The following is a 17796-nucleotide window of genomic DNA, read 5'->3' as shown; positions in this document are numbered from 1 at the left end:
CCCCTGCCGCGGAAAACTGTAACCTATTGATTATATACCGTTTTAGTGATTTTCAGTGCGATAACGGCGGCCATTCGTTTGATTGCTTAATCATCACACAGGTTATCCACCTGCCGTATTTAGCCCACTAATTCAGCGGCAAACCGTCATAAAAAAAGGCGCTGACATCAGCGCCCTTCTCAAAGAATAACAACTATAAATATATTGCTAATTATTATAACAACTCTTTATTCCGTAACGATAGTTTGTATCTGTGCCGGGCCTGGATTATACCAACCGCCCCATCCTGGCCCCCACATTCCTGGGTTACGATAGCCCCAAGGCCCCATTGCCGGCGGCATCATCACTTGTTGCTCAAGATTCCAACGCTTGTAACCCGTCGCATTAATCACCACAAAATTGTAAGGTGTCGTACCGATTTTGCCGGCTTCAACACCCGCAATGGGGCCAACAACGGTAACCAGATGCCCACGGAAATCGACCGGTTCAAGGAACCCATTTACATAGGCAATAACACGCCCTTGTGAAGGTTCTCCCAAAGTAGGACGCGCACCAGAATCCAGCGGTACACTGGCAATTTCAAGCCGGGTGCGATGCTGTTCGTTGTTCACATTAATCACCGTGCCGCCAAAACGTGCTTCCTGACCCATAAAAGTCTGTGGTGACGTTCTCACCAGATTAAGATTTTGCTGCGGCGTCGCCGTGGTTCCTTGAATCGCCGGAGGAACCGTTACGCAACCCGAAAGTAGCAATACCCCTAGCCCCAGCCAACCATACATCCCTTTGCGGCTTCTGTATTTCATCGAGTGAGTTATTGACGTATTTTTCTCCATCACTTGCTACCCCTTATTATTTCTTAGCTGTCTTAATATTTTAGACTCTAATCTTGATAACAAGTTGCCCGTTTTCTAACGCCCCGGCAGTTTTTTCCAAGTGACTTCATTACGCAGATAAACCGGTTCAGCCAGTTCAACACGCACTGCTTGCCCATTCGCCCAGGATGACAATGCCAGAGGCAGCATATCTTCAGCATGTGGCAGGGCAATTTGCCCGTCAGTCAGCACCATGTTGCTGCCGCTGATCAAGTCAGGATAAGTTTGCCAGCCAGTACCTACCGTCGCCCAGTGGCCGTTTAACGACTGCGCACGGGCCACAGCCTGTTCAGGTTTCATCACCGCTTCGGTTTCATCACCCGCCCAATCCCCTGCGCTATTGTGTTCGAACTCCCCCCAATAGACCTCTCCCATACGAGCATCTATTGCGGCCAGCACCCGCGTCGCACCGGTTAGGCGCAATGCGCCTTGCGCCATCGTCTGTAAGGTTGAAACACCGATCATCGGTAAATCAGCGCCTAATGCCAGCCCCTGACCAATACCAATACCAATGCGCACACCGGTGAAACTCCCCGGCCCACGGCCAAACGCCAGTGCATCAAGTTGTTGCAGTGATAAGCCCGAATCAGCCAATATCTGCTGTACCATCGGTAAAATACGTTGGGTGTGTTCCCGTGGACAAAGTTCAAACAGAGCCTGAACTTCGCCGTTATTCCAGAGTGCGACCGAACAAGCTTCTGTCGCAGTATCGATTGCTAAAATTCGCGTGGACATGCCAACCAACCTCGGCAGGAAAGTAGAATGAATTCAATACAGGGCGCGCATGATAGCACACCCCTGCTCGCTTTACCCTCAATCACGCTGCTTGAGAAAAGCAATGGCTTTCGCCAGGCTCCGGGTGCGCGGCGCTGGCGGCAAACTGTTTAAAAACATGGCTCCGTAGGGCCGCATAACCAACCGATTGTCACAAATGACCAGCACCCCGCGATCATCAATGTCACGAATCAACCGGCCCACGCCCTGCTTAAGGGTAATAACGGCATCAGGCAATTGTACGTCATTGAATGGATCACCACCGCGCAGGCGGCAATCCTCAATACGCGCTTTCAACAAAGGGTCATCCGGTGAGGTAAACGGCAATTTGTCGATGATAACGCACGAGAGCGCATCACCACGCACATCAACCCCTTCCCAGAAACTGCTGGTGGCAACTAATAGCGCGTTACCTGCGGCGACAAACTGCGCTAATAACTGCCCTTTACTGGTTTCACCCTGCACCAATACGGGTAACGTCATGCTGGCGCGGAACTCTTCTGCCAGCCCCCGCATCATCTGGTGTGAAGTACACAGGAAAAAACAGCGCCCTTGATTGGCATCAATCAAGGGTTTGAGCATCACGGCAAGTCTGCGCGCCGCCCCCGGTTCATTGGCCGCAGGCAGATCGCGTGGAACACAGAGTAGCGCTTGATTGGCATAATCAAATGGGCTGGGTAACAGCAAGGTCTTGGCATGGGTCAACCCCAAGCGCAAAGTAAAATGTGATAACTGATCGTTCACCGATAACGTAGCGGAGGTAAAAATCCAGGTGCCGGGCTTCTCTTCGATCAATTCGCGGAAACGGTCTGAGACGGACAGCGGTGTCAGTGCCAGCACGAAATGGCGCGAATTACATTCATACCAGTAGCTGTAGCCTGGGGTGGCTACATCTTTTAGACGCTTGAGGCGGTTACGATATACTGTAGCCCGTTCAAAAGCCGCGTCCAGCATCGCTGAACGCCCAAGAGACAGCTTCATGACGTCGTAGCACAGCTCCAGCGCATCATCGAGCAGCAATAAGGCGCGCTGGATAGCCGGTTGTTCCATGATATCACGCAAGTTACCGCGGTAACCCGGTTCGCCAAGTACCAGACGGAAGTCTTGCGTGCTTTGCGTCAAGCGATCAGCACTTTTTTGCAATTGCGCGGAGTCACGCACTTCGGTGCGATAAGCGATAATGATATCTTTCGCCAAATCCATCAATTGCCGGCTGGTCAGTTGCTGACCAAAATACTGACTGGCGATATCCGGAATCTGGTGGGCTTCATCGAAAATCATCACGTCGGCGGTGGGGATCAGTTCGGCAAAACCACTCTCCTTCACCACCATATCCGCCAAGAACAGGTGATGATTAACCACCACCACATCCGCATCCATTGCCTTACGGCGCGCTTTCACGACAAAGCAATCTTTATACAGCGGGCAATCGCTGCCCAGACAATTATCATTGGTACTGGTCACCAGTGGCCAGACAAAGCTGTCTTCCGCCACCTGCCCACAGGTGCTAATATCCCCATCGACGGTTTCAGCAGACCACCCCCGCAAGCGCACCAGATCAACCAACGTTTCACCGGCAAGCTCCCCTCCCGCTAGCGATTGCTGCTCAAGGCGTTCCAGACATAAATAATTTGAGCGCCCTTTCAATAGCGCCATCTTACCTTTGTATTTTAGTGCCGTAGCAACGGTGGGCAGATCGCGGGAATAGAGTTGATCCTGCAATGCTTTGGAGCCGGTGGAGATAATCACTTTGCAATCAGCCCGCAGTGCCGGCGCTAAATAGGCAAATGTTTTGCCGGTACCTGTACCCGCTTCCACCACCAGTTGTTGTTTGGTATCGATAGCATCACTGATTGCCGCAGCCATCTGACGCTGAGACTCACGGGGGTTAAAACCTGTAATGGCCTGCGCTAATGCGCCGTCTGTTGCAAAATCGTCTATCACACTTTCTCTTCCGAGTGAAATCAGCGCTGATTATGCCAAGCCTATCGCCCCGCGACCACACATTCTCGCCCTTTGTTATGCTACCCTATCCCCCAACAACTGACATCGCCATTCACACACAGGAGCGAAAATGAGTATTGAGCGCATTAATCCAGAAAAACGTTGGTCTGACGCCGTGGTCTACAACGACACAATCTATTACACCAGTGTTCCGGAAAATCTGGATGCCGATATTACCGCTCAGACAGCAAACACGCTAGCAGCAATTGATATGATGCTGAATCAACTGGGTTCGGATAAAGGCCGTATCCTCGATGCGACCATTTTTCTGGCCGATAAAGCGGACTTCGCCGGTATGAATGCCGCCTGGGATGCCTGGGTGGTTGATGGCAGTGCACCTGTACGTTGTACGGTCGAAGCCAACTTGATGAATCCAAAGTATAAAGTTGAAATCAAAATTATTGCGGCTATTTGATTTTGCGATCGGCGGGACGACTGCACTGATGGGCACTCCGGTCGCTTACGCCCCTTGTATTTTAAACAAATAAGGACCCATTCAGTACATTTCCCCGCTTATCAGCTTCGATTAAAAACTGTCACTCGATATACCCAAAGTAATTGGAGTTGCAGGTAGGCGGCCAGCAAACAAATCCCGATGAGCTTACACCGGTAAGTGATTCGGGTTTGCGCGCGCAGCCAACACCCCTGCAGCTTCAAGTACAAAGGGGATATTAGGATAGCTTTATCATCACCATACCCGCCAAGAGCAAGAGCAAACCGATCCAGCCTTTATAGTTCAGCCGTTGATTAAACAGAATCCAACCGGCAGCCACGGTAGCCGCGATACCAAACCCGCCCCATAACGCATAAGCCACTGACAGCTCAATACCTTTCACCGCTTGCGCCAAGGCGCTGAATGCCCCTAACACCGACAATAGCGACAAGATACCTATCCATACCCGGCGAAAACCGTCCGACATTTTCAGCAGGATATTAGCAATAATCTCAAGAATGACCGCCAGGATCAGAAACGCAATATGATAAAACTCAAGCTGCTGCATGATGCTCACCTGAATTTCGGCTCGAACTGTTTGGTTTGTTCGGCTTACGAGTCCCTGATTTCACTAACATGATGCCGCCGACCAAGGTGACTAAACCGGCTATTTTCAGCGGTGAGAGGCTTTCATCAAACCACAGCACACTGAATACGGTAATAATCAGAATACCAATCCCTTCCCACAGCGCATAAGCCACACCCAACGCCACTTTTTTAACCGCCAACGCCAGCAGGATATATGAGCCAGTTATCATAAAATACATCACAATATGCCCGGTCATCTCACCGCTCATACTGGCGTATTTCATTGATAAGGTGCCGATAATCTCTGCAACAATCGCTAAACCTAAGAATATCCAATAAATCATCATTCTTCTCCTAACACGCACAAACGCACGCTAAGGTCTATTTGTTACGGTTATCCTCACGTAGCCCCTCAATTCACAGGGATCAGACGTGTGCAGGCCGTAAGAAATAGAAACTCACTTGGCGTATAAATTTTTAACTAAAATGGGAGAAGAAAGACGCTATAGCTCGCTGCACCAGTGATGCTCACTGGCCAAAATGGCTGACAGGAAGAGTTGACAGGTAGAAGGTTTGAAAGTGATTCCATTAATTTTCATCATAATATATCTCTTTTTTTTAGCCACACGCGCTTTAGCTACATTCTTGTATGCTAAAACCAGTGTGATACGCCTAAAACCCTCATAAAATTAGAATAATTAACTACGCTAGTTTTACCACAGCCGATTTTAGAAAGCAAACCATCAATTTAATAAATACTTTAAAAAAGAGATTAAAAAATAATAAGTTAGGGATTTCAAAAAAACAAAACCCCTGTATGACAGAGGTTTTATTTTCAGCAAAAAAGCGCGGATTCTCCCGTCAGCTCAGGGAGTTACCACGGTTTATGCCGTTGCACCCGCTACGGCTTGTTTTGCTAATTCTGTAATGCGAGCGTAGTCACCTTTTTCCAACGCATCCGCAGGAACCAACCATGAGCCACCGATACACAACACGCTTTTCAGTGCCAGATAATCACGATAGTTGTTAGGTGTAATACCGCCAGTTGGGCAGAAACGCACTTGGGAGAATGGGCCGCCAATGGCTTGCAACGCTTTCACACCGCCATTAGCTTCCGCCGGGAAGAATTTGAACTCACGCAGGCCATAGCTCATACCCAGCATCAGTTCTGAAACCGTGCTGATCCCTGGAATCAATGGAATAGAGCCTTCAGTGGCAGCTTTCAGAAGTTCATCTGTCAGCCCTGGGCTAATGGCAAATTGCGCGCCCGCCTCAACCACATCCGCTAACTGTTGCGGGTTAAGCACAGTACCGGCCCCCACCATAGCCTCAGGAACTTCTTTCGCAATGGCACGAATAGCCTCAACAGCACAAGCGGTACGCAACGTGACTTCCAACACCCGAACACCACCTGCCACTAACGCTTTCGCCAGCGGCACTGCCTGCTCAAGCTTGTTAATCACAATCACCGGGACAACGGGACCTGCGGTCATGACTTGTTCTGCGCTCGTTTTCCAGCTTTTCATCAGTTGTTTTCTCCACTTATGCCGATTGGCATGTACTCACCCGAAGGTGTCAGTTGAAATATGGCAGGCAGAATAATGACTCCTGCCTTCTGCCTGCCATAAAGAATCACCATGCGGGCCAGCGCAAGCGCTGTTCAAAGTGGTTTACAACCCATTTGTCTCTCGCTTGCCGCCTTCCTGCAACTCGAATTATTTAGGGTATAGTCATAACCTAAATATTTATTCGAACTCATTCCATGAACGACCATCACGAGTGATCATGGCAACAGATGCAACTGGCCCCCATGTCCCGGATTGGTAAGGCTTAGGCGCTTCATTATCAGCAGCCCAGGCATCCATGATGGAATCGACCCACTTCCAGGCTTCCTCAACCTCATCACGGCGTACAAACAGTGCCTGAATGCCGCGCATGGTTTCCAGTAACAGACGTTCATAAGCGTCAGCAATATGCTGTTCGTTAAAGGTTTTAGAGAAGCTAAGGTCAAGCTTGGTGGTTTGTAAGCGGTGTTTGTGCTCAAGGCCTGGCACTTTATTCAGCACTTCAATTTCAATGCCTTCATCCGGTTGTAAACGAATGGTCAGCTTGTTTTGGGGTAATTGCTGATAAGATTCACGGAACAGGTTCAGCGCGGGGTTTTTAAAGTACACCACCACTTCAGAGCATTTACTTGGCAAACGTTTACCGGTTCTGAGATAGAATGGTACACCGGCCCAGCGCCAGTCATCGATATCGACACGAATGGAAACGAAGGTTTCGGTATTGCTGCTCTTATTCGCGCCTTCCTCTTCCAAATAGCCCGGCACTTTATTGCCCTGCACGAAACCTGCGGTATATTGGCCACGAACCGTAGTTTCACGCACATTAGTGTGATCAATACGGCGCAGAGAGCGCAGCACTTTCACTTTTTCATCACGGATACGGTCGGTGCTCAAGTCCGCAGGCGGCGACATGGCAATCATGGTCAGAATTTGCAACAGATGGTTCTGGATCATGTCACGCATCTGTCCCGCCTGATCAAAATAGCCCCAGCGCCCTTCAATCCCCACTTCCTCAGCAACCGTGATCTGCACATGATCAATCGTGCGGTTATCCCAGTTTGATGCAAACAAAGAGTTGGCAAAACGCAACGCTAATAAGTTCAGCACGGTTTCTTTGCCGAGATAATGGTCGATACGGTAAACCTGACACTCGTTGAAGTATTCAGCAACCTGGTCGTTAATTACCCGCGAAGAGGCTAAATCTTTCCCTAACGGTTTCTCCATGACCACGCGCGCCGGTTCTTTATTAAGACCCGCTTCACCCAAGCCTTTGCAAATTGCACCAAAAGTATTAGGCGGCATGGCGAAATAGTTGATAGTGGTGCGATTTTTTTGGTCTAACATTTTGCCCAATTTGGCAAAGTGTTTGCTGTCATTGACGTCTAAATTACAGAAGTCGAGACGTGAACTGAGTTTTTCCCACAGTTCGTCATCCAGCTTCTCTTTCATAAAGGTATCGAGGGCTTCCTTTACCACGGCTGTGTACGCGTCTTTATCCCAATCGGCACGGCCTACGCCGATAATCCGAGTATCAGGGTGGATGTGACCCGCTTTCTCTAATTGGTAAAGGGAAGGCAGCAGTTTGCGGCGAGCCAGGTCCCCTTTAGCGCCGAAAATCACCAGATCGCACGCCTGGGCTGCCTGGGCTGTATTAGTTACCGCCATGTTATTCTCCTCGTTGCAGGATATTTGTAATTTTCTTACATTACTAATGTACTCTCTTTGACCATAGCCAGTAAACCCAGATAAAATCGGTTCAAAAAAGCTCAAAAAACACCCTCCTAAGCGCCAGGCCGCGTCAAATCAGGCGGCGCTTGCTAGAAATGTAATTTTATGACGTTTTTGACAACTATTTACCATTATGAAAATTAGACACAGGTCATATTCTGATGAAAAAGCCTTACTTACCATCAGATGCCACTGCCAACGGGTACCAGCTCGTAGTATATTTTCATTAAACCGACATAGATTTCTCCTTTAAATGCAATCGGCAAAACCCATGGGTGGCTCTCGCAATATGAATACGCTGGAAAATATCCAAAATAATCTGGACCTCCTGAGCAAATCGGAAAGGAAAGTCGCTGAGGTGATCCTCGCCTCCCCACAAACTGCCATCCATTCAAGCATTGCCACACTCGCCAAAATGGCCAATGTCAGCGAACCGACGGTTAACCGTTTTTGCCGCCGTCTGGATACCAAAGGCTTCCCTGATTTTAAACTGCATTTGGCACAAAGTCTGGCGAATGGCACACCTTATGTAAACCGCAATGTCGAAGAAGATGATAGTGTAGCCGCTTACACGGGGAAAATTTTCGAATCGACGATGGCCAGCCTCGATATGGTGAAAACCAATTTAGACATCGCGGCCATTAACCGGGCGGTGGATCTATTGACACAAGCGAAGAAAATTTCGTTCTTTGGCTTAGGGGCATCCGCCGCTGTAGCCCATGATGCAATGAATAAATTCTTCCGTTTCAATATCCCAGTTATATATTTCGATGACATCGTGATGCAACGTATGAGTTGCATGAACTCCAGTGAAGGGGATGTGGTAGTGTTGATATCACACACTGGCCGGACAAAAAGCCTGGTAGAACTGGCACATTTGGCGCGTGAAAACGATGCCACCGTGATTGCCATTACCTCGCGTGATACCCCACTCGCTAATGAGGCTACGCTATCTCTGCTATTAGATGTGCCGGAAGATACCGATGTTTATATGCCGATGGTATCCCGTATCGCCCAATTGACCTTAATTGATGTGCTGGCAACCGGGTTCACTCTACGTCGGGGAGCGAAATTCAGAGATAACCTGAAGCGGGTTAAAGATGCATTGAAAGAGTCGCGCTTTGATAAAAGTTCATCATCAGTCAATAGTAGCGAATAGTGGTAGCACTAAAATGGTGACGGCGGCAGAAATGGCATTGTTTTGTGTTAGCGCATCTTCTGCCCGAATAATTTGACGTATTATCTGAAAATGATCATTGTCATAACTCAGGTAAATATTATCTGAGCAGATAGGGATAAATAGCTCGCTTTTGTAATGTTGTCATTGATGCTCTATGAGCCGGCAAATTGGGCCATAGAACACATCAATCGTTTTACATCCGCAAGCGGATAACATGTATGAGGTCATGTGGCGGTAAACATGTAGTCATAAAGCATGTCATCGTAAAATAAGCCCATTTTACACTCAGGTTTATTATCCGCTGTTTTAACAACACCATGCTTCACCAGTCAACGGAGTAAGAGATGTCCAGACGGCTTAGAAGGACTAAAATTGTTACTACACTGGGGCCAGCTACTGACCGCGACAATAATCTGGAAAAGGTTATTGCTGCAGGTGCGAACGTAGTCCGCCTGAACTTTTCCCACGGTAGCGCTGAAGATCATGAATTGCGGGCCAAAAATGTCCGTGAAATCGCCGCCAGATTAGGGCGTCATGTAGCGATTCTGGGTGATTTGCAAGGTCCTAAAATCCGTGTTTCTACCTTTAAGGAAGGCAAAGTTTTCCTTAACATCGGTGATAAATTCCTGTTAGACGCCAATATGGCGAAAGGCGAAGGCGACAGAGAAAAAGTCGGTATCGACTATAAAGGATTACCTGCTGATGTGGTTCCCGGCGATATCTTGTTACTAGACGATGGCCGCGTGCAGTTGAAGGTTATCGAAGTTCAGGGCATGAAAGTCTTTACTGAAGTCACCGTTGGCGGCCCACTCTCTAACAACAAAGGTATCAACAAGTTAGGAGGAGGTCTTTCCGCTGAGGCACTGACCGAAAAAGATAAAGCCGATATTATTACCGCAGCCAAGATTGGTGTGGATTTCCTGGCAGTCTCTTTCCCTCGTACCGGTGAAGATTTAAACTACGCCCGTCGTTTGGCCCGTGATGCAGGCTGTAATGCAAAAATCGTCGCCAAAGTGGAGCGGGCAGAAGCCGTTGCCAGCGATGAAGCGATGGATGACATCATTCTGGCCTCCGATGTTGTTATGGTGGCGCGTGGTGATTTAGGCGTTGAAATTGGTGACCCTGAGCTGGTTGGTATTCAGAAAAAACTGATTCGCCGCGCTCGTCAACTCAATCGTGCGGTTATCACCGCAACTCAGATGATGGAGTCAATGATAACCAACCCGATGCCAACCCGTGCTGAAGTCATGGACGTGGCCAACGCGGTGCTGGATGGCACCGATGCGGTAATGTTGTCTGCCGAAACCGCCGCAGGTCAGTACCCAGCGGAAACCGTTGCGGCGATGGCAAAAGTTTGCCTGGGCGCTGAAAAAATCCCAAGCATCAATGTGTCAAAACATCGCCTGGATATGCAATTTGATAATGTCGAAGAAGCTATCGCGATGTCGACCATGTATGCGGCAAACCACCTAAAAGGTATCACTGCGATTATTGCCATGACCGAGTCAGGCCGCACCGCACTGATGATGTCGCGCATCAGCTCCGGCTTACCGATATTCGCCATGTCACGCCATGTACACACCTTAAATCTGACCGCCATCTACCGTGGTGTGACACCGGTATTCTGTGATACTCATACCGATGGTGTTCTCGCCGCGACTGAAGCGGTTAACTGTTTGAGAGATAAAGGCTTCCTGGTGTCTGGCGATCTGATTATTGTCACTCAGGGCGATGTAATGGGGACGATTGGCACCACCAACACCAGCCGCATCCTGCGTGTTGAATAATTTATTTTAAGCGACTAAAAGCAAAAGGCCCGCTTACTGGTAGCGGGCCTTTTAAATTCAAACCGGGTAAGGGTTACTACGGTTAGATATCCCTACGAACATAAGGCTCTATCTCACCCTGTTTGCGGGTTTTCAGCAGCTTAAGAATCCAGGTGTATTGTTCTGGATTCGGCTTAACCAACAATTCAACCTCTTCATTCATCCGGCGCGCAATATAGGCATCGTCTGCATCGGCCAAATCATCCATCGGTGGACGAATGTAGATATCAAGGCGGTGCTCACGATAGCTATATACCGGGAACATCGGCACGATTGCAGCACGGCAGACTTTCATCAAGCGGCCAACCGCTGGCAATGTCGCTTTATAAGTCGCAAAGAAATCAACAAACTCACTTTGCTCAGGGCCGTAATCTTCATCAGGTAAATAGTAACCCCAGAAGCCTTGGCGCACTGAGCTAATAAAAGGCTTAATACCACTTTCACGCGCATGGATACGACCGCCAAAGCGCAAACGCGCACTATTCCATAAATAATCCACCAACGGATTGCGCTGATGGTGGAACATACCGGCCACAGGTTTGCCCTGCTCGGCCAAGAGCATCGCTGGAATATCGATAGACCACGCATGGGGCACCAACAGAATAACATTACGCTCCTGTTGTTGCAGTCCGTCCAATATCTCCAGTCCATGCCAATGAACACGAGACAACACTTTTTTGGGATCACGAAAACAAAGTTCTGCCATCATCATTAATGGTTGTGCGGCAGTGGCAAACATCTGATCGATAATATGTTCGCGTTCGGCTTCCGGCAGTTCTGGCATACAATAAAGCAGGTTAATTCGGGCGCGACGACGGGCGCTTTTGGCAAACTTTCCGGCAAGGCGACCAATGCCGGCTAACAGAGGATCACGGAATTTCGGCGGCACATACGCCATCACCGCCATTGCACCAGCACCTAACCACACCCCCAAAAACGTGGGTGCAGGAACGATTTTTGAAATACCGGAATAAAACCAGCTGCGTCGTTTTTTTCTTTATGCATGGGAAACTCTTGGAATTGGCGATGGGCTAATTATATACCGCTGGATTAACAACACGCCGGTAGCACAGGGCTACCGGCGTGTTGTTAATCCAGTTGCAACTGCGGAATGACCTGTTTGGCAAGCGCCAGATATTCGCTGCGGTCTTTACCGCTTAACCCTTCTGAACGCGGTAACTTGGCGGTCAATGGGTTAACTGCTTGCTGATTCATCCAAAATTCATAATGCAGATGCGGGCCTGTTGAACGGCCGGTGTTACCTGATAATGCGATACGATCACCACGTTTTACTTTTTGGCCAGGCTTAACCAATAACTTTTTCAAATGCATATAACGTGTGGTGTATTGGCGACCATGACGGATAGCGACGTAGTTTCCCGCCGCCCCACTGCGTTTAGCAATGACAACTTCACCATCACCAACAGCCAATACAGGTGTGCCAACAGGCATCGCAAAATCCACCCCTTTGTGCGGTGCAATACGCCCGGTCACTGGGTTAATTCGGCGCGGATTGAAGTTAGACGAAACGCGGAATTGTTTGATGGTAGGAAAACGCATAAAACCACGCGCCAGACCAGAACCCTGACGGTCATAGAATTTACCGTCCTCGGCGCGGATAGCATAATAATCTTTACCACCAGTGCGCATACGCACCCCGATTAATTGGCTTTGTTCACTGCGCCCATCCAGCATTTCTCGTGACATTAATACCGAAAACTGGTCACCTTTGCGCAGTTTGGCGAAGTCCAATTGCCATTGCAATGCTTTGGTTACAGCACGAATTTCCGCGCCAGTTAGCCCCGCTTTTTTGGCGCTGGTAACAAAACTACCGTCAAGACGCCCGGTAAGAACGCTGTTACTCCACTCACCTTTCTGCAATTCTTTGGTTTCTTTGAAGTTATTTCCGACACGATCATAAGTACGGGTTTCACGGCGAGAAACCTCCCACGTCAAACGCTGCAAATCACCGGTGTCATTGACGGTCCAGGAGATTTGCTGCCCTATCTTTAAATTTCTCAGATCACGGTTTTGCGTTGCTAACAGAGAAACATCAGAAATATCAATACCATACTGGGTAAGAATGCTGCTCAGGGTATCCCCAGTGGAGACAACATACTCATGGACGCCAGTTTCGCTGACATCTTTGGCATCTAACTCATCTTGCGGAATCTCATCATCCGGCGAGGGTTGATCGATAGGCTCACTGGCTTCAGGCAACAAAATGCGGGTTTGAGTGGTATCTAATACCACACTTTTAGCGATAGGCTCATGATCCGAATGATAGACAAATGGCCGCCAAACAACGGCGGCCAGTGTCATTACGGTCAGCGACCCCAACATGATACGATGGGGGCGTGGGAGATTGTTATACGCCAAGGTGATAGTTCTGACTATCTGCTGCACTTATGAGTATCCTTTTAATCTTACTTCAGGCAGCTCACGTATTGGTTAGACAACTGAGACATAAAGTTCACATAGCTGTCCTTGCCTAATACTATGCCACTCCCCAATGGATCCAAGGTGCCTGAACGCACATTAGTTCCTTTGGCGACAGCATTAATGACGGCTGGCCTGAATTGTGGCTCAGCAAAAACGCATACCGCTTTATGCTCAACCAACTGTGTTCGAATTTGATGTAAACGCTGCGCACCAGGCTGTATTTCGGGATTGACTGTAAAATGCCCCAACGGGGTTAAGCCAAAGTGTTTTTCAAAGTAGCCATAGGCATCATGAAAAACGAAGTATCCCTTACCTTGGGCAGGCTTTAGCATAGTAGCAATATTTTTTTCATTTTGCGCTAGTTGATCCTCGAATCGGCGCAGGTTTGCATCTAATTTGTCCTTATTTTGTGGCATAAGTTCCAATAATCTGTCGTGAATAGCAATTGCGGATTGTTTAGCAATGGTTGGGGACAACCAAATATGCATATTTAGTTCGCCGTGATGATGCTCGTCACTGTGATTATCTTTAGCATGATCATGGTCATGCCCCTCACCTTCCCCTTCAGCTTCATCATGTTCATCACCCTTCATCAACAACGGCGTGACCGACGGCAATTGCGCAAGGGCTAGTTTTTTATTATCAGCAAGTTGCGTTAGCGGCTTTGACAAAAATGCTTCCATTTCCGGCCCAACCCAGATAACCAGGTCAGCGCTACGTAACCGCTGGACATCTGATGGGCGCAAGGCATAATCGTGTGGCGATGCGCCATCGGGCAGTAATACTTCTGTTGGCAAGATGCCATCAGTAATAGCGGAGGCAATAAAACCCAACGGACGCACTGATGTAACGACCGCAGCAGAAGCAACACTTAATGGGTTAGCGATTAACATTGCACTGGCCCACATTGCCCGTGCCAGCCACTTATTTTTATGTAACATAATACGAATTCTCGACGTTTCAATAGGGAAAGCGTAATATTATAACATTCACTCGGTTCTGCAAACGTAATCATAATGTCCACACTGGTAACTCTTAATAAGATATCCGTCACTTTTGGTAATCGGCGGGTGCTCAATGATATTTCCCTTTCTTTGCATCCAGGGAGAATCCTTACCCTGCTTGGGCCAAATGGCGCAGGCAAATCGACCTTGGTTCGCGTGGTATTAGGGCTTATTGCCCCTACCAGCGGTTCGGTTATTCGTGAGCCGGGTTTGCGCATTGGTTATGTTCCGCAAAAACTCCATTTAGATGCTACCTTGCCACTCACGGTTAGCCGCTTCATGCGGTTAAAACCGGGCGTCAAAAAAACAGAAATTCTACCCGCACTACAGCGGGTACATGCGGCACACCTGTTGGATCAACCGATGCAAAAGCTGTCTGGCGGGGAGAATCAACGTGTATTACTGGCCAGAGCTTTATTAAATCGGCCGCAGTTGTTGGTGCTGGACGAGCCGACCCAAGGTGTTGATGTCAATGGGCAACTGGCACTGTATGACCTGATTGAGCAATTACGCAAAGAGCTAGGGTGTGCCGTTTTGATGGTTTCCCATGACCTGCATTTGGTCATGGCTAAAACCGATGACGTGTTGTGCCTCAACCAACACATCTGTTGCTCCGGCACGCCGGAGGTGGTTTCAACTCACCCCGAATTTATTGCCATGTTTGGTAACCGTGGTGCCGAGCAGTTAGCAGTATATCGTCATCACCATAATCATCGTCACGATTTGCACGGAAAGATTATTTTGAAAAACAGCGGGAGTCGTGACGCATGATTGAGTTATTGCTGCCCGGCTGGTTAGCCGGTGTATTGCTGGCAACGGCGGCTGGCCCATTGGGATCTTTTGTTGTTTGGCGTCGGATGTCCTACTTTGGCGACACACTGGCTCACGCTTCTTTACTGGGTGTGGCATTTGGCTTACTGCTCAATGTGAATCCGTTTTATGCCGTCATTGTAATGACAATGGTGCTGGCCTTGATTCTGGTTTGGCTGGAACGCCGCCCGCAACTGGCGGTTGATACACTGCTGGGGATCATGGCTCACAGCGCCCTTTCGCTCGGTTTGGTGGTTGTCAGTTTGATGCATAACGTGCGTGTCGATCTCATGGCCTACCTGTTTGGTGATCTGCTGTCGGTGACGCTAAGCGATATCTGGCTGATTGCAGGCGGCGTGGTGGTGGTTTTAGCTGTGCTGTGCTGGCAATGGCGCGCACTATTATCGATGACCATTAGCCCTGAGCTGGCGCATGTGGATGGGGTGAATTTAGAGCGAGTGCGGATGCTGCTGATGCTGGTAACTGCGCTGACCATCGGGTTGTCGATGAAGTTTGTCGGTGCGTTAATTATCACATCACTGCTGATCATTCCCGCTGCTGCCGCTCGCCGATTTGCCCGCACACCAGAACAAATGGCGGGTATCGCCATCGGTATTGGCATTGTTGCTGTGACCGGTGGTTTAACATTCTCAGCCTTTTACGACACCCCAGCCGGGCCTTCAGTGGTGCTTTGTGCGGCAGCCATGTTTGTACTGAGTTTGTCGCAAAAAGCGCGCGGATAATCATGTTATTAACTAGGGCTTATTGTCTTAAGCCCTGTTCATCGCCTTTAATTACACACGTCTTTGATTCCCCTGCCTGCTATAACAATTACCTACTGTATTATTGCCTTCTGTTTATTAAAAAAGCGTTAATCATCAATTCTGATTTTTATATTTTAATTAGTGTGATCAACCACAAATACAGCCAATCGGCAGTGTAATACCCTGATAACCAATCAAACCAATGAGCAATATGACGTTATGCAGAAAAGCACTGAATTTCTGTATGGGCTTGTATGCTCCCAATTGACACGGAATCATTATTCCGCAGAGGCGACCTCTCATGGATAGATCCACTACACCGGGTTTATTACAACAGCCCAAACCCTTCTTCATGATCTTCTTTGTTGAGCTATGGGAAAGATTTGGTTATTACGGCGTTCAGGGTATTTTGGCCGTTTTTTCGTCAACCAGTTGGGATTCTCGCAAGAGCAAGCCTTCGTTACCTTTGGTGCTTTTGCTGCATTGGTTTACGGCCTGATTTCTATCGGTGGTTATGTTGGCGACCATTTATTAGGCACCAAACGCACGATGGTCTTGGGGGCTGTGGTTCTGGCTCTGGGCTATTTTGCTACCGGTTTATCCCTCTACAAACCAAACCTGATTTTCTTCGCGTTAGGGACGATTGCTGTGGGTAATGGGTTATTTAAAGCCAACCCTGCCAGCTTGCTTTCTAAGTGTTATCCACCGAAAGATCCGCGTCTTGATGGTGCATTCACTCTGTTTTATATGTCGATTAATATCGGCTCTTTGATCTCCCTGTCATTGGCTCCGGTTATTGCAGAGCGTTTCGGTTATACCGTGACCTATTATATCTGCGGTATAGGTTTGATTTTTGCCCTGCTCGTGTATTTTTGTTGTCGCCATATGGTAAGCCATATCGGTTCCGAACCGGATACAAAACCCTTGAATTGGCGCTATCTACTACTTGTGCTTATCGGCAGTGCCGTCATGATATGTGTCTGTGCCTGGCTAATGAATCATGTGGTTATTGCCAATCTGGTGCTGATCGTCTTATCACTGATTGTCGTATTTATCTTTTTTAAAGAAGCGTTTAAACAGGATAAACTTGGGCGAAATAAAATGTATGTCGCTTTTATTTTGATGATTGAAGCCATTGTTTTTTACGTGTTATATGCACAAATGCCAACTTCGCTCAACTTTTTCGCTATCAATAATGTCCATCACGAGATCCTCGGTTTTACCATCAACCCAGTCAGCTTCCAGGCGCTAAATCCGTTTTGGGTGGTGGTCGCCAGCCCAATTCTGGCCTCGATCTATACTCGTTTGGGCAGTAAAAACCGCGACTTGTCGATGCCAGCTAAATTTACTTTAGGCATGTTTTTATGTTCGCTGGGTTTCCTCACCGCGGCGGCTGCGGGAATGTGGTTTGCGGATGCGCAAGGTCTAACATCACCTTGGTTTATTGTTCTGGTTTATCTATTCCAAAGTCTTGGGGAATTGATGATAAGTGCCCTCGGTCTGGCGATGGTGGCAGCACTAGTACCACAATATCTGATGGGGTTCATTCTGGGCATGTGGTTCCTGACTCAGGCGGCCTCATTCCTGATTGGTGGCTATGTAGCTACCTTTACCGCAACACCTGAAGGCATGACGGACCCACTTGAAACCTTACCTATCTATACGGATGTGTTTGGCAAAATTGGCATGGTCACACTGGTGATTGCGTTGGTTATGGCGCTACTTATCCCGTGGCTTAACCGAATGATTAATACATCTGGCACTGAACCCGCCACTGTCTGACAGCCCTACCCGCCAGGGCTTGGC

At 48.4% G+C, this 17796-nt stretch carries 15 protein-coding genes and 1 pseudogene; 6 read left to right on the top strand and 10 right to left on the bottom strand.

The window, feature by feature from the left end; all coding sequences use genetic code 11:
* Positions 1 to 227: 227 nt before the first annotated feature.
* From YALDO0001_RS00640 to yoaA, 3 genes are all read right to left on the bottom strand, one after another.
* Positions 228 to 833 carry a Slp family lipoprotein gene (locus YALDO0001_RS00640; RefSeq protein ID WP_004699056.1) on the bottom strand — a complete coding sequence of 202 codons (606 nt, stop codon included), beginning with the start codon at positions 831 to 833 and terminating at the stop codon, positions 228 to 230.
* A gap of 75 nt (positions 834 to 908) precedes the next feature.
* Positions 909 to 1607: a tRNA (adenosine(37)-N6)-threonylcarbamoyltransferase complex dimerization subunit type 1 TsaB gene (tsaB, locus tag YALDO0001_RS00635; RefSeq protein ID WP_004699054.1), complete on the bottom strand. Its 699-nt coding sequence runs from the start codon at positions 1605 to 1607 to the stop codon at positions 909 to 911.
* A gap of 78 nt (positions 1608 to 1685) precedes the next feature.
* Complete coding sequence (gene yoaA, locus YALDO0001_RS00630; RefSeq protein ID WP_004699052.1) at positions 1686 to 3590, bottom strand: DNA repair helicase YoaA; 1905 nt, start codon at positions 3588 to 3590, stop codon at positions 1686 to 1688.
* A 130-nt stretch (positions 3591 to 3720) separates the two neighbouring features.
* On the opposite strand from yoaA, the gene YALDO0001_RS00625 reads away from it, so the two are divergent.
* Positions 3721 to 4065, top strand: coding sequence for a RidA family protein (locus YALDO0001_RS00625; protein ID WP_004699050.1), 345 nt, complete (start codon positions 3721 to 3723; stop codon positions 4063 to 4065).
* A 256-nt stretch (positions 4066 to 4321) separates the two neighbouring features.
* Here the strand turns inward: YALDO0001_RS00625 and mdtI are convergent, their stop codons facing one another.
* From mdtI to zwf, 4 genes are all read right to left on the bottom strand, one after another.
* Positions 4322 to 4651, bottom strand: coding sequence for a multidrug/spermidine efflux SMR transporter subunit MdtI (gene mdtI / locus YALDO0001_RS00620; RefSeq protein WP_042546001.1), 330 nt, complete (start codon positions 4649 to 4651; stop codon positions 4322 to 4324).
* On the bottom strand, positions 4638 to 5015 hold the full coding sequence (mdtJ, locus tag YALDO0001_RS00615) for a multidrug/spermidine efflux SMR transporter subunit MdtJ (protein WP_042546002.1): 378 nt from the start codon (positions 5013 to 5015) through the stop codon (positions 4638 to 4640). Before mdtJ ends, mdtI begins: the two co-directional genes overlap by 14 nt.
* Positions 5016 to 5555: 540 nt before the next feature.
* The gene (locus YALDO0001_RS00610) at positions 5556 to 6197 is read right to left on the bottom strand and encodes a bifunctional 4-hydroxy-2-oxoglutarate aldolase/2-dehydro-3-deoxy-phosphogluconate aldolase (RefSeq protein WP_004699043.1); all 642 of its coding nucleotides are present in this window, start codon (positions 6195 to 6197) and stop codon (positions 5556 to 5558) included.
* 219 nt (positions 6198 to 6416) lie between these two features.
* A complete protein-coding gene (gene zwf / locus YALDO0001_RS00605) occupies positions 6417 to 7901 on the bottom strand; it encodes a glucose-6-phosphate dehydrogenase (protein ID WP_004699040.1) in 1485 nt (494 codons plus the stop codon).
* 352 nt (positions 7902 to 8253) lie between these two features.
* Between zwf and YALDO0001_RS00600 the strand changes: the two genes are divergently transcribed.
* Positions 8254 to 9123 carry a MurR/RpiR family transcriptional regulator gene (locus YALDO0001_RS00600; RefSeq protein WP_042548467.1) on the top strand — a complete coding sequence of 290 codons (870 nt, stop codon included), beginning with the start codon at positions 8254 to 8256 and terminating at the stop codon, positions 9121 to 9123.
* A 365-nt stretch (positions 9124 to 9488) separates the two neighbouring features.
* Entirely contained in the window at positions 9489 to 10931 is a 1443-nt protein-coding gene (gene pyk / locus YALDO0001_RS00595) for a pyruvate kinase (protein WP_004699036.1), read from the top strand.
* Between the two features lie 82 nt (positions 10932 to 11013).
* Here the strand turns inward: pyk and lpxM are convergent, their stop codons facing one another.
* The 3 genes from lpxM to znuA form a co-directional block, all read right to left on the bottom strand.
* On the bottom strand, positions 11014 to 11904 hold the full coding sequence (gene lpxM / locus YALDO0001_RS00590) for a lauroyl-Kdo(2)-lipid IV(A) myristoyltransferase (RefSeq protein ID WP_289844110.1): 891 nt from the start codon (positions 11902 to 11904) through the stop codon (positions 11014 to 11016).
* Between the two features lie 155 nt (positions 11905 to 12059).
* Positions 12060 to 13376, bottom strand: coding sequence for a murein DD-endopeptidase MepM (mepM, locus tag YALDO0001_RS00585; protein ID WP_042546005.1), 1317 nt, complete (start codon positions 13374 to 13376; stop codon positions 12060 to 12062).
* Positions 13377 to 13396: 20 nt separating this feature from the next.
* Positions 13397 to 14353 carry a zinc ABC transporter substrate-binding protein ZnuA gene (znuA, locus tag YALDO0001_RS00580; protein ID WP_004699030.1) on the bottom strand — a complete coding sequence of 319 codons (957 nt, stop codon included), beginning with the start codon at positions 14351 to 14353 and terminating at the stop codon, positions 13397 to 13399.
* Between the two features lie 75 nt (positions 14354 to 14428).
* Between znuA and znuC the strand changes: the two genes are divergently transcribed.
* The 3 genes and pseudogenes from znuC (at position 14429) to dtpB (ending at position 17772) form a co-directional block, all read left to right on the top strand.
* Positions 14429 to 15187, top strand: a complete 759-nt coding sequence (gene znuC, locus YALDO0001_RS00575; protein ID WP_004699029.1) for a zinc ABC transporter ATP-binding protein ZnuC — start codon at positions 14429 to 14431, stop codon at positions 15185 to 15187.
* On the top strand, positions 15184 to 15969 hold the full coding sequence (gene znuB, locus YALDO0001_RS00570) for a zinc ABC transporter permease subunit ZnuB (RefSeq protein WP_042546007.1): 786 nt from the start codon (positions 15184 to 15186) through the stop codon (positions 15967 to 15969). Before znuC ends, znuB begins: the two co-directional genes overlap by 4 nt.
* Positions 15970 to 16291: 322 nt before the next feature.
* Positions 16292 to 17772 (top strand): annotated as a pseudogene (gene dtpB, locus YALDO0001_RS00565) (dipeptide/tripeptide permease DtpB).
* The last annotated feature ends 24 nt before the right edge of the window (positions 17773 to 17796 follow it).

The organism is Yersinia aldovae ATCC 35236 (assembly GCF_000173735.1).
GTDB classification, from domain to species: Bacteria; Pseudomonadota; Gammaproteobacteria; order Enterobacterales; family Enterobacteriaceae; genus Yersinia; species Yersinia aldovae.
Note: the sequence above shows the minus strand (reverse complement) of the source record. Positions and strands in the feature narration are given on the sequence as shown.

Excerpts from the sequence above, each read along its gene's own strand:
- pyk (WP_004699036.1), top strand. The coding sequence starts at position 9,489 with ATGTCCAGACGGCTTAGAAGGACTAAAATTGTTACTACACTGGGGCCA.
- znuA (WP_004699030.1), bottom strand. The coding sequence starts at position 14,353 with ATGTTACATAAAAATAAGTGGCTGGCACGGGCAATGTGGGCCAGTGCA.
- YALDO0001_RS00610 (WP_004699043.1), bottom strand. The coding sequence starts at position 6,197 with ATGAAAAGCTGGAAAACGAGCGCAGAACAAGTCATGACCGCAGGTCCC.
- mdtI (WP_042546001.1), bottom strand. The coding sequence starts at position 4,651 with ATGCAGCAGCTTGAGTTTTATCATATTGCGTTTCTGATCCTGGCGGTC.
- YALDO0001_RS00625 (WP_004699050.1), top strand. The coding sequence starts at position 3,721 with ATGAGTATTGAGCGCATTAATCCAGAAAAACGTTGGTCTGACGCCGTG.
- YALDO0001_RS00640 (WP_004699056.1), bottom strand. The coding sequence starts at position 833 with ATGGAGAAAAATACGTCAATAACTCACTCGATGAAATACAGAAGCCGC.
- znuB (WP_042546007.1), top strand. The coding sequence starts at position 15,184 with ATGATTGAGTTATTGCTGCCCGGCTGGTTAGCCGGTGTATTGCTGGCA.
- znuC (WP_004699029.1), top strand. The coding sequence starts at position 14,429 with ATGTCCACACTGGTAACTCTTAATAAGATATCCGTCACTTTTGGTAAT.
- mdtJ (WP_042546002.1), bottom strand. The coding sequence starts at position 5,015 with ATGATTTATTGGATATTCTTAGGTTTAGCGATTGTTGCAGAGATTATC.
- zwf (WP_004699040.1), bottom strand. The coding sequence starts at position 7,901 with ATGGCGGTAACTAATACAGCCCAGGCAGCCCAGGCGTGCGATCTGGTG.
- tsaB (WP_004699054.1), bottom strand. The coding sequence starts at position 1,607 with ATGTCCACGCGAATTTTAGCAATCGATACTGCGACAGAAGCTTGTTCG.
- YALDO0001_RS00600 (WP_042548467.1), top strand. The coding sequence starts at position 8,254 with ATGAATACGCTGGAAAATATCCAAAATAATCTGGACCTCCTGAGCAAA.